Annotated in this window: 18 protein-coding genes and 1 tRNA gene; 9 read left to right on the top strand and 10 right to left on the bottom strand. The window is 44.1% G+C overall.

Features of this window, described 5'->3' with window-relative positions:
- The first annotated feature begins 71 nt into the window (after positions 1–71).
- Together waaA and tadA are read left to right on the top strand one after the other, a co-directional pair.
- Positions 72–1,340 carry a lipid IV(A) 3-deoxy-D-manno-octulosonic acid transferase gene (waaA, locus tag B3V56_RS02515; protein ID WP_286303698.1) on the top strand — a complete coding sequence of 423 codons (1,269 nt, stop codon included), beginning with the start codon at positions 72–74 and terminating at the stop codon, positions 1,338–1,340.
- Positions 1,333–1,785 (top strand): tRNA adenosine(34) deaminase TadA, encoded by a 453-nt coding sequence (gene tadA / locus B3V56_RS02510; RefSeq protein WP_289244465.1) that lies wholly within the window; start codon positions 1,333–1,335, stop codon positions 1,783–1,785. The genes waaA and tadA overlap by 8 nt, the downstream gene beginning before the upstream one ends.
- Here the strand turns inward: tadA and yegQ are convergent.
- The gene (yegQ, locus tag B3V56_RS02505) at positions 1,782–3,128 is read right to left on the bottom strand and encodes a tRNA 5-hydroxyuridine modification protein YegQ (protein WP_289283933.1); all 1,347 of its coding nucleotides are present in this window, start codon (positions 3,126–3,128) and stop codon (positions 1,782–1,784) included. The two genes, tadA and yegQ, sit on opposite strands and share 4 nt — an antisense overlap.
- Positions 3,129–3,286: 158 nt before the next feature.
- Here yegQ and mltF point away from each other — a divergent pair, with 158 nt between their 5' ends.
- Positions 3,287–4,687, top strand: coding sequence for a membrane-bound lytic murein transglycosylase MltF (gene mltF, locus B3V56_RS02500; protein ID WP_289282019.1), 1,401 nt, complete (start codon positions 3,287–3,289; stop codon positions 4,685–4,687).
- A 184-nt stretch (positions 4,688–4,871) separates the two neighbouring features.
- Here the strand turns inward: mltF and B3V56_RS02495 are convergent, their stop codons facing one another.
- The 4 genes from B3V56_RS02495 to B3V56_RS02480 all read right to left on the bottom strand — a co-directional run bounded on the left by B3V56_RS02495 (position 4,872) and on the right by B3V56_RS02480 (position 9,441).
- On the bottom strand, positions 4,872–5,507 hold the full coding sequence (locus B3V56_RS02495; RefSeq protein ID WP_289282020.1) for a thiol:disulfide interchange protein DsbA/DsbL: 636 nt from the start codon (positions 5,505–5,507) through the stop codon (positions 4,872–4,874).
- Between the two features lie 30 nt (positions 5,508–5,537).
- A complete protein-coding gene (ccsB, locus tag B3V56_RS02490) occupies positions 5,538–6,695 on the bottom strand; it encodes a c-type cytochrome biogenesis protein CcsB (RefSeq protein ID WP_286303693.1) in 1,158 nt (385 codons plus the stop codon).
- A gap of 37 nt (positions 6,696–6,732) precedes the next feature.
- A complete protein-coding gene (locus B3V56_RS02485; RefSeq protein ID WP_289283932.1) occupies positions 6,733–8,745 on the bottom strand; it encodes a cytochrome c biogenesis protein ResB in 2,013 nt (670 codons plus the stop codon).
- An 87-nt stretch (positions 8,746–8,832) separates the two neighbouring features.
- Positions 8,833–9,441 (bottom strand): c-type cytochrome, encoded by a 609-nt coding sequence (locus B3V56_RS02480; protein ID WP_286303691.1) that lies wholly within the window; start codon positions 9,439–9,441, stop codon positions 8,833–8,835.
- Between the two features lie 91 nt (positions 9,442–9,532).
- On the opposite strand from B3V56_RS02480, the gene yihA reads away from it, so the two are divergent.
- The 5 genes from yihA (at position 9,533) to B3V56_RS02455 (ending at position 14,641) form a co-directional block, all read left to right on the top strand.
- A complete protein-coding gene (gene yihA, locus B3V56_RS02475; protein WP_289282024.1) occupies positions 9,533–10,159 on the top strand; it encodes a ribosome biogenesis GTP-binding protein YihA/YsxC in 627 nt (208 codons plus the stop codon).
- Between the two features lie 11 nt (positions 10,160–10,170).
- A complete protein-coding gene (gene soxC, locus B3V56_RS02470) occupies positions 10,171–11,427 on the top strand; it encodes a sulfite dehydrogenase (RefSeq protein WP_289282025.1) in 1,257 nt (418 codons plus the stop codon).
- Positions 11,393–11,941, top strand: a complete 549-nt coding sequence (locus B3V56_RS02465; protein ID WP_289283931.1) for a c-type cytochrome — start codon at positions 11,393–11,395, stop codon at positions 11,939–11,941. The genes soxC and B3V56_RS02465 overlap by 35 nt, the downstream gene beginning before the upstream one ends.
- Before the next feature lie 20 nt (positions 11,942–11,961).
- The gene (locus tag B3V56_RS02460; protein WP_286303687.1) at positions 11,962–14,463 is read left to right on the top strand and encodes a glycogen/starch/alpha-glucan phosphorylase; all 2,502 of its coding nucleotides are present in this window, start codon (positions 11,962–11,964) and stop codon (positions 14,461–14,463) included.
- 101 nt (positions 14,464–14,564) lie between these two features.
- Positions 14,565–14,641: transfer RNA gene (locus tag B3V56_RS02455), tRNA-Arg, on the top strand.
- An 88-nt stretch (positions 14,642–14,729) separates the two neighbouring features.
- Here the strand turns inward: B3V56_RS02455 and B3V56_RS02450 are convergent.
- From B3V56_RS02450 to B3V56_RS02430, 5 genes are all read right to left on the bottom strand, one after another.
- Complete coding sequence (locus B3V56_RS02450) at positions 14,730–16,832, bottom strand: methyl-accepting chemotaxis protein (RefSeq protein WP_289282030.1); 2,103 nt, start codon at positions 16,830–16,832, stop codon at positions 14,730–14,732.
- 227 nt (positions 16,833–17,059) lie between these two features.
- Positions 17,060–17,800, bottom strand: coding sequence for a twin-arginine translocase subunit TatC (gene tatC / locus B3V56_RS02445; protein ID WP_286303685.1), 741 nt, complete (start codon positions 17,798–17,800; stop codon positions 17,060–17,062).
- A complete protein-coding gene (tatB, locus tag B3V56_RS02440) occupies positions 17,793–18,173 on the bottom strand; it encodes a Sec-independent protein translocase protein TatB (RefSeq protein WP_286303684.1) in 381 nt (126 codons plus the stop codon). Before tatB ends, tatC begins: the two co-directional genes overlap by 8 nt.
- Positions 18,174–18,190: 17 nt before the next feature.
- Positions 18,191–18,403: a Sec-independent protein translocase subunit TatA gene (gene tatA, locus B3V56_RS02435; RefSeq protein ID WP_286303683.1), complete on the bottom strand. Its 213-nt coding sequence runs from the start codon at positions 18,401–18,403 to the stop codon at positions 18,191–18,193.
- 64 nt (positions 18,404–18,467) lie between these two features.
- On the bottom strand, positions 18,468–19,472 hold the full coding sequence (locus tag B3V56_RS02430; protein WP_286303682.1) for a helix-turn-helix domain-containing protein: 1,005 nt from the start codon (positions 19,470–19,472) through the stop codon (positions 18,468–18,470).
- 540 nt (positions 19,473–20,012) lie between these two features.
- Between B3V56_RS02430 and B3V56_RS02425 the strand changes: the two genes are divergently transcribed.
- Complete coding sequence (locus tag B3V56_RS02425) at positions 20,013–20,864, top strand: methylamine utilization protein MauF (RefSeq protein WP_286303681.1); 852 nt, start codon at positions 20,013–20,015, stop codon at positions 20,862–20,864.
- The last annotated feature ends 30 nt before the right edge of the window (positions 20,865–20,894 follow it).

Here is a 20,894-nt window from a genome sequence, read left to right as displayed (position 1 = left end):
CTATGTTGCTTTCACAAAGTAGCGCCTATGCTATCATTCCTGCTTACTTTTCGCTGCTTTATGAGTCTGATTTGAGAGTTTTTTATAATATCGTCTTTACTTTGGCTGTGCCTCTGATCCTGCTGCGGTTGATATGGCGAGGAACAAAAGCCAGTGCCTATTTCAAACGTTGGAATGAACGGTTCGCTATCAGCCTGCCCAAGCTTGAGAAAAGTAAATCGCTTATCTGGGTTCATGCTGTTTCCATGGGAGAGGTAGAAGCTTGCCGACCTTTAGTGGCCGCTATTCAATCGTCATTCCCAGGCCATCAGATACTCATCACCACAATGACACCAACGGGAAGTGCTCGAGTAAAAGATCTTTACGCTGATGATGTGCTGCACTGCTATCTGCCGTATGATCTGCCGATACTCATGCGGCGTTTTATCGATGCGATTCAGCCTGCATTTGCTGTCATTATGGAAACAGAACTTTGGCCTAATCTTATCTATCATTGTCATAAAAAAAGCATTCCCTTAGTGCTGGCCAACGCTCGAATGTCAGAGCGTTCTTTAAAAGGCTATCAACGCATTCCTAACTTAACACGCGACATTCTGCAAAGCTTTACCTTGATAGCCGCTCAAGCTCAGCAAGATAAAGAGCGTTTTATAGCGCTTGGTGCCAACAGAGAAAAAGTGCATGCTGTCGGAAACCTTAAATTCGAAGTGAATTTATCGGCAAGTATTGTCGAACAGGCTGAGGCGATTCGTTCAATGTGGGGAAACCGCCCGGTTTTTATTGCCGCCAGTACACATGAAGGCGAAGATGAGATTATTCTGAATGCCTCTCGCCAGATTCGTGCACAGGTACCCGATCTCTTGCTGATTATTGTCCCTCGTCACCCTGAGCGCTTTGACAAAGTGGCAGCGCTTTGCCAACGCTCTGGCTTTAAAATTCTCAGACGAAGTGAAAATGGCTTATGCCGAAGTGATATTCAAATTCTTGTGATTGATAGCATGGGTGAGCTACCTATATTCTATGCCTGTTCTGATGTTGCTTTTGTGGGTGGGAGTTTGGTACCTACTGGTGGACATAATATCCTTGAGCCAGCCGCATTAGCTCGTCCCGTTATTGTTGGTCCGCATGTATTTAATTTCGCTGAAATTACACAACAGTTTATTGATGCCTATGCAGTGATTCAGGTAGATAACGCTGAAAGCCTAGCGACAACAGTCACTGATTTATTAAAAAACCCACCCAAACGCACCTCTATGGGTGAAGCCGGACAACAACTGATTAAGCAAAGCCAGGGCGCAAGCCAGCGCTTACTTAACTTAATCAAATACAATATCCATGTCTGATAAAGACCATTATTGGATGCAAAGAGCCTTGGAGCTTGCCCGTAATGCAGAAGCAAATGGCGAAGTCCCTGTTGGGGCTGTCATTGTTTTAGATGATCGTATTATTGGTGAAGGTTGGAACCAACCTATAGCCGGTCAGGATGCAACAGCACATGCAGAAATAATGGCATTAAGGCAGGCATGCCAAACAATGCAAAACTACCGCCTACCGGGAGCAGATATTTATATCACACTCGAGCCTTGCCTCATGTGTGCTGGCGCATTGATACATGCCCGTATCGCTCGCTGTATTTATGCCACACCAGAGCCTAAAACAGGGGCCGCAGGGAGTTGTATCGATGCCTTTTCTCTGCCTAATATCAACCACCGAGTGGAATGTAAAACCGGTATTTTACAAGAAGAAAGCAGCCAACTGATTAAACAGTTTTTTAAAGCCAGGCGTTAAAGATAGCGAGCCAGCAGTGCTTTCTCCGGTGCGTGTCCATGATATGGAATATAGACTTTGTGGCCGCTACCTGGCGCTAGTTGAATATCATGAAGCTCCTTATCGAATAACTTATCCAACACTAAGGTTTTGTTTCCTTCAGGCATTACCAATTCTAACTTATCTCCTATGGCAAACCGGTTTTTTACATCAATCTCCAGACACTGCTTATCTTCATCATAAGCTAATACTTCGCCTACATATTGTTGTTGTTTATTACTGGAGTAGCCGTGTAAATAATTTTGCTGTTCTTGTGTGGGATGCCGCTGATAGAAACCATCGGTATAACCACGGTTGGACAGGTTATCAAGCTGACCGATAAGTGCTGGATTAAAGCGTCGTCCTGCCAGAGCATCATCTATCGCCTGACGATATATCTGTGCTGTGCGGGCGACATAATAAACTGACTTCGTTCGCCCTTCTATTTTTAATGAATCTACACCGATATTGACCAGTCTTTCAATATGCTGAATAGCACGGAGATCTTTGGAGTTCATGATATAAGTGCCATGCTCATCTTCAAAAATCGGCATGAGTTCGCCAGGGCGGTTGGCTTCCTCTATTAAATACACATCATCCGCCAAAGGATGCCTTTCTTGCTGACCGCAGTCAGAGAAACTATGCTGATTCATGGCATCAAAAGCTTTAAATTCGATTTTTTGTGGCGAATCATCATTATTATCGCTGGCGTGTGTTTTATAATCCCAACGACAAGCATTGGTGCAGGTACCTTGGTTCGGATCGCGATGGTTGAAGTAACCAGACAATAAACAACGCCCTGAATACGCAATACACAATGCACCGTGGACAAACACTTCCAGTTCCATGTCTGGACAAAGCTGGCGTATTTCCTCAATTTCATCCAACGATAATTCACGAGACAAGATAACTCTGGACAAGCCCATAGACTGCCAGAATTTTACTGCCTGGTAATTGACTGTATTGGCTTGTACAGATAAGTGAACCGGCATTTCCGGCCAACGCTCACGCACCATCATAATTAACCCCGGATCCGCCATGATAAGCGCATCAGGCTTCATCTCAATCACCGGTTCCATGTCGGCCATATAGGTCTTAATTTTTGCATTATGTGGCATCAGATTGCTTGCCACAAAAAACTGCTTACCCAAGGCATGTGCTTCTTCAATACCTTGCTGCAAGACGGGTAATTTATGGAAATCATTATTACGCACTCGTAAACTATAGCGCGGCTGACCGGCATAAACGGCATCGGCACCATATGCATAGGCATAACGCATATGTTGCAAGCTTCCTGCTGGTAATAGTAATTCCGGCGCATTCATCGCATGATTTCCCATATAAAAAAAGTGGGTAATTATAATCTAAATCTACAAAAAACCAATAAAAACAGTAGTCTCATCACAAATACAGCTCACGCATGGATGCATTCAATTCAATATAAGGTAATAATCATCGCCAAGTAATACATTAAGGAAGCTCTTTGAGAATATTGATCATTTCTCTACTAGCAACCGTTCTATTAACGGCATGTCGAGAAACACCACCACAACTCGAGCAAATAAAAGAACGTGGCAAGTTACGTGTACTGAGTCGCTATAGTCTCACCAGCTATTATGTTAAGGGCAATGAAGCTCTGGCAGGTTTTGAATACGAGCTGGCTGAGCGATTTGCCGATCGCCTCGGTGTCAAACTCAAGATTATCGTGCCGGATAACCTTGGCACGATGCTGCATATGATTGAACAAGGTCGAGCAGATATCGCGGCGGCCGGTTTAACCGTTACAGAGCAGCGTAAAGAGTTATTACGTTTTGGTCCCGTTTATCATGAAGTCACACAGCAGCTTGTTTATAAACACGGCAGCAAAAAACCAAAAGACATCACTGACATCATCACTGGCACACTTGAAGTGGTCGCAGATAGCAGTCACGTCGAACAATTACATGAATTACAGCAAGAAATACCCGAACTCAGCTGGCGTGAAAATCAAGAGTTAGATAGTCGAGGCTTACTTGAACTGGTTCAGCTAGAACTGATTGATTACACGATTGTTGACTCAAATGAGATGTCTGCCAACCAGTCTTTGTTCCCTGAGTTACGTGTAGCCTTTGATATATCTGAACCGCAACCGCTTGCATGGGCCATGTCGCCAACAAATGACGAGTCACTCTATCTCGAAGTCGTGGACTTCTTTCATGATATGGAAGCATCAGGCGAGCTCGATAAACTGATTGAGAAATACTATGGGCACATCCGGCGCTTTGATTATGTCGACACACGTGCCATCCATCGTCGTATCCAGACGCATTTACCACTCTATAAAGACCTATTCCAAGCAGCAGCGGATGAGTATGGCTTCGACTGGCACTTACTGGCTGCGATGGCTTATCAAGAATCCCATTGGAACCCTGAAGCCGTATCCAGCACAGGTGTGAGGGGATTGATGATGCTTACCCGCGCCACAGCCAAGCAGATGGGCGTCACTGACCGGGAAGATCCTGAACAAAGTATTTTTGCAGGCGCAGCCTACCTAGCCTCATTGTATAGTCGACTGCCTAAACGTATTAAAGATCCTGACCGCACCTGGTTTGCGTTGGCTGCATACAACACCGGGCTCGGTCATCTTGAAGATGCACGAGTCATCACTCAGACTCGTGGCAAAAATCCTGATTCCTGGACAGATGTTAGAGAAAACCTGCCCTTACTTTCTAAGAAAAAATGGTACTCAAAGACTCGACATGGTTATGCACGTGGCAATGAACCCGTGAGGTATGTACAAAATACTCGACGCTATTTAAATATTATTTTGCATCATGAAGATATCATCACACCAATAGAACAATCTATTCCGGCTGTTGATGAAAAGTTACCCGCTGCATTGTAAAAAATGCCGGCTGAGCGGCAGTGACCGAAAAGAGATCATGATCACTCTGCTATATCTGATAGGAAGGCATGAATGGAAATAAAAAAACTCCAGTGATATGACTATCACTGGAGTCTTATCTGTTTACTGAATCAGTCAAGTTTTCTTAACTGATCAGCATTGCGGTTAAACCCGGCGTTTTTATTTAGTTGTCTGATGACTCTTGAATAAGAAAGTTAATCACATTAAACAATTCAGGCACGCCACCTGCTGTGCTGGCATCGGTGCGATAAGCACCATTCACAATAAATGATGGTACACCAGTAATGCCTGATGTCTGACTCATAACCAGCGCTTTTTTCACTTTGCTTTTTACGCTGAAAGAATTCATGGTTTTTTTGAATTCATCACGGTCAATACCTTGCTCAGCCACAAAATCAAGTAATTGATCTTCTGTACTAAGACGACGTTTTTCGACATGGATAGCGTTAAATAATTTTGAATGAACTTTATCAAAATTACCTATGGCTTGAGCAGCGTAATAGACTTTTGCTAACTCTAACCAACTGTCTCTGAAAATAGCAGGCACCTTCACAAAATGCACATTCTCTGGCAGTGTTTCTTTCCATGCTTCCACTTCTGGCTCTAACTTAAAGCAATGTGGGCAGGTATAAGAAAACATTTCTACGACTTCGATCTTGCCATTGTCAGGTGTTGCTAACTTCTCAGCTGTTGGAAAATAATGGGTTCCTTCAACGAAGTTCATCGGAACAGCTGATGCTGCCGTTGAAATCAGACCCAGAAAGAGTCCTGTTGCAAGGGTTTTCACTAATCTCATCATCGTTGAGTATCCTTTACTTTCAATTAATTATTACAACGTACCATAGGAATGAAGGCCGCTCAGGAACATATTGACACCAAGAAAGGCAAATAGCGTCACAAATAATCCGACTATTGCCCACCAGGCCATAGGTTTACCATTCCAGCCTTTGGTTAAGCGCATGTGTAACCAGGCCGCATAATTCAACCAAACGATCAATGCCCAGGTTTCTTTAGGATCCCATGACCAATAACCACCCCAAGCTTCTGCGGCCCACAATGCTCCTAAAATGGTTGCCAGGGTAAAAAAGGCAAAGCCAAGAGCAATTGTCTTGTACATCAAATCATCCATCAGACTTAACTCTGGCATGGCTTTCACCCAACGGCTATCAGGGTTTACCTCTTGTCTCCAGACGACCAACACGTAGGCCACACCAATCATGGCAGCCATAGCAAAAGCACCATAACCGATAAAGTTGGCTGGCACATGGATTTTCATCCAATAACTCTGTAACGCAGGTACTAAAGGTTGGATTTCATGAGCATTGCGTTCAAAGCTGTACCAAAGCTGAAATACTACCGCTGCACTAATCACCAGTAAAACAAAGCCACCCAGACTACGTGTCTGATAACGACGTTCGTAAAAGAGGTATAACAAGGCTGTTACAACAGAAAACAGTATAAAGACTTCGTATAAGTTACTGACAGGAATGTATCCAATGTCTGCACCATGTAGATAGGTTTCACGCCAACGCACCATTAGACCAATCATGCCCATAGTGACAGCGGCCCAGGTTAACCCGGTGCCTACTTTTTCTGTGAAACTCGAGCGGAAAACGGTGCCGGCAAAATAAGTCAATGTCGCCATCACAAATAAGGCACTCATCCACATAAAGGCAGATTGACTCGCCAGAATATAGTTGAGCCAAAAGTTCGACTCAGCGGCGTCTAAACTTTGACCATACAAAGAAACAGCAAACAAACTGAATACGGCGACAGCCAGACTATGCCAGCGGAAACCTGGCCAGTATTGGCCCAGGAATCCCATTCCAATCGCTGTTAATACAATGATAGTAATTTCATAATAATCGAGAATATCGTAATACGTACCAATAAGCCCTATAGCTGTGACCAACATTAAGATTCGCCAGAACCAAACAGACCAAGGTGTCTGTAGTGTTGATTTCATTGTTGAGAGGTGTGCCGTCATATTTTAATGCCTCATCGCATAGCAGAAACTAAGAACATCATCCTTCGTCAGAGTTCCGTGACTTTGACTGTAGTTTTGCTTTGATATCCTCAAAGTAATTATCAAATTCTCGAGGATTTCTATTCGTCATCCCCGCCAAATAAACCTGTGATTTGCCGTCTTTTTCTCTTACCCAGACCCAGAAACGCCGCTGAGGCAGATAGAACAATAAGAAGACACCGGCAATTAAAAATGCACAACCAAGATAGACTATGCTTTTGCCTGGTGCATGTGCTATTTGCAAGCCGGTTGATTGGATTTGCGTGAAATCAGTCATTTCTAAATACACAGGAGAGCCATATCGAGGTAATGTGCCAATCGCATCAATCGCATCCTGTAAAAACAGAACCTCGGATTGATCAACCGTTTCCCCCTGCTTGAGCTCTAAACCTGAAAAATAAATACGTCCAAGCATTTCTCTGAGCATGGCCAGATATGCCGGAGCTAAAGCATCACGTTCAGCTTCCGGTAGCGTTTTTTCAATGAACTCACTGACCTCACCAAAACCGCCACGATTAAACATCTCGATGAGTGTTTCTAAGGTTTTTTGTAGGCTATCAGCCAAAACAACATCGTCTGTTGTTTGCAAGCTAGATAATGTAGCGAGTTTCATTTCCTCAGCGATATCCTTCACAACACTTTTATTATGAAGTCGTTTCAAAAACTGATAGAAGCCCTCAATGCTGTCATTCTCATCAGCAGGTATATACAAATAAGCAAATTCTTCAGATGGCGAGCCACGTACACCACTCAAGAAATAATATCGGCCATCCCGTTCAACCGGATTCATATAGTTTTGATATTCAAGTGCCTCACCAGTAGGTTGACGTAGCTTAAAAGTCACACTAGGACCAAAATTACGAACATTGTTAGGATTATCATCCGTAGGATCAGGGTTAATATTGAAAGGTCTGAAATCGGTGATTTCTAACTGCATTTCTTTATCACCCCAGAGCATCTGCTGTGTGTTAAAGACTTTTGTTTCTAAGCTAACGGGCTCACCTTTATCAGAAAATAAAGGCCAGGCTTTCAAAGTCAGTTCAGAGCCACCATCCCCAAAACTAGCTTGATAAATGGCATAACCTTTATATATAAGCGGATGATTCACCGCGATGGTAGATTCAAGCGGTTTCTCCAAATCAGTATCATGAATCACTAGATCTGACTCAAATGATTTCGGCTGCCCTGTTGGATAGTGCTCTATACGGAATTCCTTTACTTCAATAGTGAAAGGTAAATTTTGCACTAAATACCCATCGCGCATGGCTAGATAAGCCACACTCGCCGCTCTTCCTTCTGGAATACTGACACTGCCTCTAAAGGCTTGTGGCCCAACAGGAAGACGGCTTTCTTTTGGAACCTGGGGAAGAGGTAAATTTCGGGTTTCAACCTGAATTTTGCCCTGCCATTCGGCAAGTTTCAGTGGCAGGTTACTATCAAACAGGCCGCCAACACAGATCACAATAATCGCAACATGTGTCAGGATATAGCCAAGGCGATTCATGCCACCACGCATTGCTGAGACTAAGGTATTTCCTTCACTTTTCTCAGTGACTCGTGTCCTAAAGCCATCAGAGGCGAGCGCTGCGTTTACGGCATCGACAGTCTGCTCTGGTGACGTCGGAGTTTCCCACTCACTACGGTGATGCATGGAACGTAAAGATTTAAGCTGCACATGTGTTCTCAGATTAAACATATCTTTGAACATGGAAGGCGCGTGGCGGATGACACAGACAGTTGTGGAAACCACCAGCAATGCCAATATGGCTAAAAACCACAAAGCACTGTAAACATCATACAAACCCAGTTTTTCAAATACTTCAAACCAATAAGGACCGAATTTGATTAGATAATCAGGATAAGGTTGATTTTGCTGAAGAACAGTACCTATGACAGAGGCGATAGCTAAGGTAATTAGCAATGTAATTGCCAATTCCATCGTGCCTAAAAAATGAAAAACTCGCCAAGCTAAACTGCGATGAGAAACTGATGAATCCTGATTTTGTGACATGAAGTGAGCCTTAAAACGAGTTCGTTACTCGATTTTAATCTCTCTACATAGCTAAGAATGATTAGCTATGTAGAGAAAGTGTGACGATTATTTCAAACCAAAGACATAAGCTGAAACCGCTTTAATTTCGGCTTCACTCATTTTGCTGGCAATATCACGCATCATGCTATTAGGATCATTGGCTCTTTCCCCTTTAGCAAATGCATGAAGCTGTGCTTCCACATACGTGCTGTATTGTGATGATAACTTAGGCCATTTCGCCGCAGGCACGCCATTACCATTTGGTCCATGACAAGCCATACAAGCGGGCACGCCTGTTTCTTTGTTGCCGGCACGGTAGATTTGCTCGCCTTGTTTAACTAGTTCTTCAGAAACAGCACCTGGTGCCATTTTTTTACTCGCAAAATATGCCGCCAAATCAGCCATATCTTGTTCTGATAAGTTGGCCACCATCGGTGCCATCAACGCATTCTGGCGCTCACCACTCTTGAAGTTGGCTAATTGTTTTTCGAGGTAACCGGCACCTTGTCCGGCTAATTTGGGAAAAGCATCAGAAGGACTATTTCCATCTGCGCCATGACAGCTTGCACATACAGCCGCTTTTTTCTTACCAGCATTGATATCGCCGGCCGCCATCACTTGAGTGCTCATCGTAACCGCCACACCGAGCATGGCTATCTTCACTAATTTTTTCATTATTTTATTACCTGAAAACTAAGCTAAATCATCATCGAGAACTTTGGGTATGCTACTCTTGTTAGGATAATTTTTCACCCAAAATGGTTCCATGTCACAACTATATAGAAAAGCCTATTATAACGGCAGTGCTACTGAGCTGTCCCAGTTACCTGAAGATCAAGGTTATGAGGTGGCATTTGCTGGTAGATCCAATGCCGGAAAATCCAGTGCGATCAATTGCATAACGGAAATCAGCGCGCTCGCCAGGACAAGTAAAACGCCTGGCCGTACACAAATGATTAATTTTTTTAGCTTCGACGATGAGCGAGCGTTAGTCGATCTTCCTGGTTATGGCTATGCCAAAGTCCCTGAGAAAATGAAGCTAAAATGGCAGCATACTTTGGCTCAATATCTTGAAACCAGGCAGTGTTTGCAGGGAATGATGTTAATGATGGATATTCGTCACCCATTAAAACCATTCGATATACAGATGCTAACCTGGGCTAACCAAGCTGATTTGCCAGTACATATACTGCTCACTAAGTCTGACAAACTCAAAAAAGGCGCGGGTAAACAAAGTCTGTTATCTGTACGCAATGAACTTAAAAAGCTCTCCTTAAACGCCTCTGTACAGCTATTTTCATCCTTGAACAAATCGGGCAAAGAGGAAGCCACTCAAAAGCTTGATGATTGGTTCGAAGTGAATCAGGGAATAGACTCTTCCCCAGGTGACTGAAGGATATCTAAATGAATAAATCACTACTTAAAAGCCGACGCCAGTTTCTACAAGGTACGGCTTTGAGTAGTGTTTTTCTCGGTTTCAGCTTACCTGTGCAAGCACAGCCAGTCTCAGCAGAGTTACAGCAACCCCTCCCCGACTCTATGCTGAAAGCGGGAGCGAATTTCAGTAACTATAGTCAACCTTCTATTTACGAAAAAGATATTATTCGCTGGATATCTGCCAACCCAAACGTACCCGGTAATGGTGTGTCATGGACACCATTAGAAGAGTTACAAGGTACTATTACGCCTAATGGTTTGCATTATGAACGGCACCATAATGGTGTGCCTGATATCAATCCATCCTCACATGAAATCATGATTGATGGTTTAGTAGACAAGCCACTAACATTTTCGATTGATGCCTTAAAACGCTACCCGCAAATAACAAAAATCTGCTTTATCGAGTGCGGAGGCAATAGTAATGCTGGCTGGCGTAGCGCTCCCATTCAATCAGCTGCAGGCTATGTGCATGGCCTTGTCTCTAATGCCGAGTGGACTGGTGTTCCACTCAGACTGCTCTTAAATGAATGTGGCATTCAAGCTGAAGCGAAATGGGCCATTGCTGAAGCAGCGGATGGTGCCGCATTAAATGTGAGCCTTCCCATTGAAAAATTACTCGATGATGCAATTTTGGCCCTATACCAGAACGGCGAACGCCTGCGACCTGAAAATGGTTATCCGGTTCGATTGTTACTCCCGGGTTGGGAAGGCATCGTCAATGTGAAGTGGTTAAGACAGTTAAAGTTAGTTGATCAACCTGCGATGACCCGGGATGAAACGGCCCAGTACACTGACTTACTGCCTACAAGTAAAGCAAGACAATTCAGCTTCACTATGCAAGCCAAGTCACTTATTACCAGTCCTTCAGTTGGGATGACACTGCCGGATAACCCCGGCATTTATCAGGTCACCGGGCTTGCCTGGTCAGGTAATGGCAAAATCCGCAAAGTCGAGGTATCAGCAGATGGCGGTGATACATGGGTCCAAGCAGAACTAAGCGATCCTGTTTTAGATAGAGCTTTTACTCGTTTTAGTCTGCCGTGGCAGTGGCAAGGTCAATACGCAATATTACAAAGCCGAGCTACCGATGAAACGGGTTATCAGCAACCATCTCGAAATACGCTCATTTCAGAGCGCGGTGACAATAGTTTTTTTCATTACAACGCGATTGTCAGCTGGGAAATCAATGAAGACGGTCAGATTAGTCATATTTATGTATAGACACATTCTATTCTTTTTACTGTTTTCTCCAGCACTTGTCGCCGAGCCATTAGTCCAGCCATTGGGTAAAGATGCTGTGCAACAATCACAGCAAACAGCATGGAACCTTACTATAACCCCTGATGGCAAAAATTTACCTGTGGGACATGGCACTGCAGAGCAAGGCAAACAACTATTTAATCAGCACTGTGCCAGCTGTCATGGATTTGGTGCCATCGGCGCCAGCGCTATGCCGCTGGTCGGTTACGTTGGCTCGCTCACGGATGACTACCCAGAGAAAACCGTAAATAGCTATTGGCCTTATGCAACAACACTTTATGACTACATTCGGCGAGCCATGCCCCCCTCAGCACCTTTTTCTTTGAGTAGTAATGAAATCTACGCACTTTGCGCTTATATTTTAAATCAGGATGATATACTCGAGAACGATGTGGAACTCAATGAAGTCACACTACCTCAGGTAAAGATGCCTAATCGGGATGGGTTTTCTCCCATCTATCCAAACAAACGCTGAAATAATTTAAGGATCTGTCTATGAGCCCACGTTACGCATGTACTGCTAACCCCGCCCCGGAATTATTCGACACTGAAAAACTGGGAATGAATAGCGATGCTCTCATCAAAGATTTCAAACGTTATTACGGTACACACTTAGCTCAGGATAAAGGCTGTGCTTCGGGTCATTATCTCTATTCGTCATTAGCACTGACATTAAGAGATCGCCTGTTCAACCGAATGAAACACACCAAGCACACCTATGCAGAAAAGCACTGTAAACATGCTTATTACTTATCAATGGAATTTCTGATGGGCCGAGCCATGGGTAATGCCGTGCTCAACTTAGGCCTGGAAAAAGAAACGACCAAAGCATTGAATGAGCTGAATTTGGATTTTGAAAACCTGATTGAAATGGAACATGACGCCGGTCTCGGTAATGGTGGCTTGGGTCGCTTAGCCGCCTGCTTCATAGATAGTTGTGCCACGTTACAATTACCGGTAACAGGTTATGGTCTGCGTTATGAATATGGCATGTTCCAACAACGCATCGAAAATGGATTTCAGGTAGAAAAACCTGATCACTGGTTGCAAGATGGTAACCCGTGGGAATTGGAGCGGCCTGAATTTACTCAGCGCATTAAATTTGGGGGTCATACCGAGTATCATCCAAGTGATAGTGGTGATATGCGTGTTCACTGGGTAAACACCAATGATGTCTTAGCTATCCCATTTGATCTGCCCATCCCCGGTTATCAAAATGGCACTGTTAATGTGCTGCGGTTATGGAAAGCCGGTGCCACTGATGAGTTCAACTTGGAAGACTTCAACTCCGGCTCCTACACAGAAGCCGTGGCGGCTAAAAATGAAGCTGAAAATATCAGCATGGTGCTCTATCCGAATGATGCCAGCGAGAATGGTAAAGAGCTCCGTCTACGCCAGCAGTACTTCTTAGCCTCAGCCAGTTTGCAAGACATTATCGACTACTGGGTCACCACCCATGGTGAGTCATTCGATAATTTTGCCGAGAAAAATTGTTTCCAGCTAAATGATACTCACCCTACTGTGGCAGTTGCCGAACTCATGCGTTTATTAATGGATGAACATGGACTGAGCTGGGATAAAGCCTGGGACATCACCTCCAACACGATGGCCTATACTAACCATACTCTGTTACCAGAAGCTTTGGAGCGCTGGCCGGTCAATATGTTTGGGCGTCTGCTGCCACGCATTCTGGAAATTATTTACGAAATTAATGCCCGCTTCCTGCGTGAAGTCGCCAGACGCTGGCCGGGAGATAAAACCAGATTAGCAAGAATGTCGATTATTGAGGAAGGCGATGAAAAGCAAGTGCGCATGGCCCATCTTGCCATTATCGGCAGTTACTCGATAAACGGTGTCGCCGCCTTGCACTCTGAGTTACTGAAAAAAGGCTTATTCCATGATTTTTATGAACTCTGGCCGCATAAATTCAATAATAAAACCAACGGTGTAACCCAACGTCGCTGGCTAGCCTGGTGTAATCCGGACTTAAGTGAACTGATTACAGACACCATTGGTGATAAATGGATTACTCAACTCACCGAGCTGAAAAAACTGGAAGAGTATGCCCATGACAAAACGTTCCAGAAGAAATGGCATGCGGCTAAACTTGCTAATAAACAGCGCTTGGCAAAATTAGTGAAAGATAGCTGCGGCGTCGAGTTTAATCCTGAAGCGATGTTTGATATTCAGGTTAAACGTATTCACGAATACAAACGTCAGTTACTTAACATCCTGCATGTTATTCATCTCTATGACCGTATCAAACGTGGCGATACGAAAAACATGACGCCACGTTGTGTCCTATTCGGTGGCAAAGCCGCACCGGGTTATGTCATGGCAAAACGTATCATTAAATTGATAAATAATGTCGCCAGTACAGTAAATAATGATCCGGATGTGGGTGATCTGTTAAAAGTCGTGTTTTTGCCAAACTACCAGGTCTCAGCCATGGAAGTGATTTGTCCTGCAGCTGATTTATCTGAGCAAATTTCTACTGCCGGTAAAGAAGCCTCTGGTACAGGCAATATGAAATTTATGATGAACGGTGCAATGACCATTGGTACGCTCGATGGTGCCAATATTGAAATTCGTGATGAAGCCGGCGCAGAAAACTTCTTCCTGTTCGGCCTGACTGAAGATGAAGTAACTGAGCTTAAACCAACATATAATCCACGGTTTATTATTGATAACGATGCTGACCTGAAACGTGTTGTCGACTTATTGGAGTCTGGACACTTCAACCAATGTGAAGAAGGCTGTTTTGATGACATCATTGCTGCCTTTACCAGCCCCAATGATCCGTGGATGACCGTCGCCGATTTCCATAGCTATGTCGAAGCCCAACAACGCGCCGCAGAAGTTTATCAAGACAAAGAACGCTGGATTGCAATGAGTATTATGAACAGTGCCAATAGCGGTATGTTCTCTACTGACAGAACCATGGAAGAGTACAACAACGATATCTGGAAGCTGGAAAAAATTAACCCACGCTATTAATTGATTGATGCCAAGAGAGTGTTATCACTCTCTTGGTAAAAGACACTGTGAGCCGTAGCAGATTACGGGCAAAGTCCGTATAATCTTCGGCTCAACTTCACGCGCCTGTAGCTCAGTTGGATAGAGTACCAGTTTCCGAAGCTGGGGGTCACAGGTTCGATTCCTGTCAGGCGCGCCATTTTGTTTATCAAACACCTTCTCCCAATCATAAGAAGGCCGGCTTGGTTATGAATCCATTTGCCAGCATATCAGAGCTGGAAAAAAACCTAAACCTTGAATAACACCAGTTTCTCTTGCAGTCTGCCAGCAGCTAGATCCAGTTCATTCCCCACGCCACGCAATTGTTGCGCTCCTTTTGAGGTCAGGTGCACCAGTCGCGAAACCTCGGAAAGATTATGATTAACTTCATCACAAGCGGCTGACTGTTGTTCTGTGGCTGCAGCAATTTCCAGCGTCATTTCAGTCACTTCTTCGATAGCCTGATTAATATCATTTAACGCTGATTCTGCCTGCTGTGCCAACTCTACTGTTTCTGATACGTGTTGACCGCTTAGATCTATTGTATTTAATGCTAGCTGATTACTTTGCTGCATGATGGTTAGTTGCTTACGCATATCAGCCACAACCTGGTGAGTCTGACTCGCCAGATTTCTAATCTGCTCTGTAACGGGGTCTGACTCAGCTTTATTCTTACTGACCGTAGGATTATCTGTGGATTGGCTCGCCAGATGATTGATTTTTAGTGCAATCTCATCAAAAACTGAGATAACTTTCAATATATTATCGACATTTTTTGCCATACTCTGCACGGCAACTTCCGACTGGCGAACCGACTGACTGATGTGATCAATGGTTACAGTTCTTTTTTGAAGAACTTCTGTCCCTACTGTTGTTGCATCATTAGCATATTGCACAAATTGTGATGTTCGTTCAGCACTTGCAGCGATTTGCTGTGCTGATGCAGCCATCTCATTCATCATCAGTACCATATCCTCGATCAGGCTTTCTTGTTCTAACATCTGAATGCTCGTTTCTACACTGATCTGTCGGCCTTCCGAAGATAATTCACTGACATCACTGGCAACTGGAAGCAACTGCTTAACCAGATTTTGTAGCTTTTCAATAAAGGTATTTAATAGAAGAGATAGTTTGCCTGTTTCATCACGATAACTAATATTCAATCGCTGTGTGAGATCGCCTTCTCCTTCAGCTATGGAAGTCACCAGTGTGGTCATTTCTGTCAGTGGTCGGATACTTTTGCGAGCCACCAGCCATATCGTAAACACCCCAAGTAGTGAAAGAAATAAGCCTAATATTGTTGTTGTCGTTATAAACCGTTCTTGTGCGAGTTCAAGGAACTGATTTTGCTTGATTACATCAGCCATCACAATTTCTTCGGGTACTTCCATATATGCAATCCAACGTTGCTCATTGCCCGGCAGATGGAATGGTTTCATGACGATGAATTGTTGCTTGGAGTGTAGAATTCTGGTTTCATCACTGGCCGCCACTTCTCTGAGATTGTCGCGTATTGATGCTTCCAACACTCTCAAGTTCTGACCAATTAAATAAGGATGTTGACTATGTCCTGAGATCACACCTCTGGGACTGACCAATAATGTCCTTCCCCGGCCATCGTATAGTCGTGACTCAACGTCACTGATCACTGATTGCAAGAAGCTGGCAGAGATATCCACACCAGCAATACCGATAAATTGCTCATGCACTTTTATCGGAGCGACAAGACTACTCAATAAGACTTCCTTGTCATCTACAGGGTAAAGATAGGGATCAATTACACAACTTTTGCCACTCTCTTTTGAACAGAGATAATATTCCCCAACTCTGTTGCCGTTCTCATCCAGGTTTTTGTCCTCCAACCCTTCCAGCAAAGCCACCATAAAATCATTATTGTCTCTCGTCACATAGGGCATGAAGCGACCTGCAGCATCACTTCCCTTTGTCTGTTTTGCCAGTTTATCTGCCCCATCAAGTGCATTGGGTTCAAAAGCCACGTAGGTCGCCAGAAAGTTTGGGTGGTCCGATAAAGTTTGCTCAAGCATGCGAATGGCCAACTCTCGTCTATCATGGTTGCCTTCGGACTTCACAACAGCATTCATTGCAGAGGCAACACCCTGTATTGAATGCATTGCAGATAAAAGCGGTGTAGATAATTCCCCGGCTGTATCACTAGCCAGTACCTGAAGATAGTCTTCAACCTGACCACGTGTCACCTCATAACTCTGAGCAGCAAGCGTTTGTTTTATCTTGTCAAACTGCCATAGTCCGACCAAGACCGCCATCAAAACAACGCTAAGAAGCCCGAGTCCAGCCCAGATGCTAAAACGTTGTTGAATGGAAAAATGCATTGTTTATTCCCGACATGTCACATACCGAACACTGGCTGATGCCAGAGCTATCTCAGAGCACTCTAATTACGGTGGACAAATCTGTCACATTTTCTATTACAGCGCAATTATCCCCCCCCCTTTCTCCAAAGGAATCACATACGCTTCAATCAAACGGTGTTGCTCTTAAACCCCATTCAGCAAGGAGCACATGAAAGACATTTTAAGAGTAGGCTAATCATTAACTTTCAGGATGTATGCTCATACTGATGATGCTTTTTTTGCTGTAAGGCATGGGCGACTAATATGCCAATTTCGTACAACACCCACATGGGAATAGCCAACATAAACTGAGAAATAATGTCAGGCGGCGTAATAATAGCGCCAATAACAAACGCACCAACAATGACGTAGGAACGCGCTTGCTTCAATGCCGTCACACTTACCATCCCAGCCGCGACCATCAGTACCACCGCGATAGGTGTTTCAAATGCCAGGCTGAAAGCAATAAAAAGCACAATGATGAAATCTAAATATTTACCAATATCAGTCATCACCGCGACTCCTTCGGGAGCTGTACTGGTGATAAAACCGAACACGACAGGAAAGACCAAGAAAAAAGCAAAAGCCATCCCACAAATAAATAGAAAAACACTGGTGATGACTAAAGGTGCAATAAGATGGCGCTCATTGCTATACAAACCAGGCGCGATGAAAGCCCAGATCTGGTAAAGCGTATAGGGAGATGAAATGATAAAGGCGGCTAACATCACCACCTTGAGAGGAACAAAGAAAGGGGTAGTCACTTCAGTGGCAATCATTTGTCCCCCTGCTGGCAAAGCTTGTAGTAAAGGGGTTGCCAAAAACTGATAAATATCATTTGCAAAGGGAAATAATGCGAGCATGATGAAGAAAATCCCAGCCACAATTTTCAGCAATCGTTGTCGAAGTTCTAACAAGTGACTGAAAAATTCTTCTTTACTACTCACTTAGCGATTCCTTCTGTTGGGTCACACTTTTTTTATGCTCAGCGACTTTGGTTGTTGTAGCACTAGGGTTTTCCCTGGCTGTTTCTGAAGCAGGCGTTTCAGAGCGGCGAATCACTTCGGCAACCGGCTGCATGCCTTTACGAAGCTCATCATTCAAGCCTTCTTTTTGTTGTTTTAGCTCTTCCTGCAACCGTAAAAGATCGTCAGATCTCATTTCTTGATCGATATCGTCTTTAACAGCCGTCATAAACCGTTGAATACGCCCCACCATCACACCTAGAGTCTGCGCTACCTTTGGAAGTTTATCGGGACCAATAACAACCAGCGATACCAATAGAATGACGATAAGCTCGGGGAAGGCGATATTAAACATAGTCAAATACGCTGGTGTTACTGTTTATGCCTGGCTTTGTTATTCACACTGTCAGTTTGATTGACAGCATGATCGATAACACTGATGTCTTGCTCTTCACTCATCGCTTGTTTAAATCCTTTGACAGCACCGCCCAAATCTCCACCTAAATTCCGTAATTTTTTGGTGCCAAAAACAAGCGCTACAACCGCCAGAACAACGAGCCAATGCCAAATACTAAAAGACCCCATTTAACTGTCTCCTTAAATGATGTGGATATACTAAGTTTCTATAATTATGATTGGGCGTACGTAATCAAAGCCGTGATCGCTCCAGTGTCTCACTCGGACACTCCCCGAATAGCTCACGGTAATAACGTGCGAACAAACTCATATGCCAAAACCCCCAATGCGATGCCACACAGGCGATATTACTGATTTGCTCCGACTTGTATTGAAGCTCAGCCCGAATCTTGTGAAGACGAATATTTCGCATATAAGCAACAGGAGTGATGCCAAGCACTTGCTGAAAAGCATGGTTCAATGTCCGGCGACTAATATTCAGAGTGGTACAAATTTCACCAATGGTAATGGGATCACAATGCTGGGCTAGCGTGAGCTCACGTACACTTTTGACGATATAGCGATGTACTCTGTACTCATGTCGTCGGCCGTTGTTGTTGCTGACCGCTGACAGTGCCTGCACACACACACTGAAAACGGTATCTTCAAAGTGTCGCCAACTGTTTGGATGACTGGTGCCATCATCAAGATTTTTCGCCATATGCTCTGTGCCGATGTATAAGATTGCCAACAAACGGCTTTGTATAGCAGGAGGAAGCGCCTCTACTGGATTTGCCCTATCCATAATGGGGCGAAGATCCACCTTTTCTACTCTTTCTGCATATTCCTCTAGCCTTTGCTCAGCAATGACGGCAACATTGATTTCAGACGAATGTGAAGTCCTGAATAAGAGTTCATCATTTTTATCCAGAGTAATCAGCGAATTTTTGTCTAGCTTACTGCCACACCATAAAGCCTCACCCTCAACAATAGTTGGTAATCCAATCACATAACTGCCTGGTGGTGGACTGGCAAGCTCATCCACAGAACGATTCATCGCTTCACGAAAGATCTGTACTCCCTGACAAGCAACACTGGTCACCGTACCTGAAAACTGCCCTTTATCTAGTTGCGTGTAATCTTGTGACCACATTGGCAAAGCTGCTGCTTGCTCTAAGACATCAGTTAATTTAGAGCGTACTGCTTTTATTTCAATTTTAGCTAGGTCGTCATCTACCCATATCTTTTCTTGATTCATATTTCTCTCCCTCGGAACCAAGCCATCAAACAAACCATAACTTATTATTTTTATTAAGAATATATTGGTTTACCTGTCTTATTATTTTTATCAGGTTGATAACTGGCACTTACGATAATAGGCCTTTTCTGGGATAGCTAATAGTAGAAATCGGCAATATGTCAGTCTGAATAATGAACTGAGTTTGATCATGGCTGTAGGGAGAGGACCAGTATCATCACTCAGACCATCGATGAACCATCATGGCATGAGCGAAGAATTGAGCAGATGACAGACTATCGAAGGTAAAACAGACAGTTAGCCCAATCATCACTCATCCACTCACATGTTAGATAACATCCTCACTGTGTTATGCCGTTAACACAAAGTTTCAATTGAAATAGCGTTTGACTAGCAAGAATCGGCAACATCAATAGTAGTTATCCCCATTCTGATACTTCAATGCCAGTTTTTGATACGGCAGGGATTTCCCTCTGGCTATAGTTGTTACGAAATTATTTCATCAACAACAAGTGACCGGCAGGTCCGAGGAGGTAGAGAGTGAGAGCAGATACACACGCTGGTGATTATAGCCAGACATCGACTGTTGAGAACAGCTCAACATGTGTGCCTGATGCGATTAGTTTTTCTGAGTCAAAATCATCAGGACAGCGATTTGCCATTATGTTATCGGCAATAACCATAGGTGTTGCAACAGGCATTGCACTGAATACACAAGCGTCATCGATGCTGACGGCAATGTTTTTCGTTTTAACTTTTGTTGGTGGCCTGTTATCCACTTGGTCTCCATGTGGGTACTCAAGCCTGAGCCTGCTGCGACCAGCCGGGAAATATTCTTTTGGTTCAGTCGCTCGCTGGACCCCCACCTTCATTACTCATGCGATTGGCTATGCCATCGGTGCACTCATGTTGGGTGGTGCACTAGGTTTAGTGGGTGCTTTCTTATTCGAACAGTTAGCTTTCAGTCATATGATAATGGGACTGGCGATACTAGCAATTGGTTATGGGGCACATCAACTTGGCTTTCTAAAAATGCCCTACCCACAGCGTCGAGCTCAGGTTCCACATGATGCTCGTTTTCGTTTTCGCTCCTCAACAATTGGCCTGCTTTATGGCTATGCGCTGGGGATGAACTACCTGACTTACGTACAGACACCGATCCTCTACATCGTGACCGGTGCTGCGTTGCTGAGTGCTGATGTCACTACAGCAATCACTATCATCGCCATCTTCAACATCGGGCGCTGTCTGCCTGTTGCGGTGAACTTTCTGCCTATTTCCAACCAGTCCGTTCAAGCTTGGCTAGCGAAATGGCAGGAACGTGCTGTTGAACTGGATGGGTTTCTTCTGCTGTCAATCGGTGCAGCCGCATTAACCATGTTATCGCTGTAAACACAGGTGAGACCTCATCCTTAACTCATA

Origin of the sequence: Methylophaga sp. UBA2513, assembly GCF_002341285.1 — a bacterium.
Taxonomy (GTDB): domain Bacteria; phylum Pseudomonadota; class Gammaproteobacteria; order Nitrosococcales; family Methylophagaceae; genus Methylophaga; species Methylophaga marina.
This window is presented reverse-complemented; position numbering and strand designations above follow the sequence as displayed.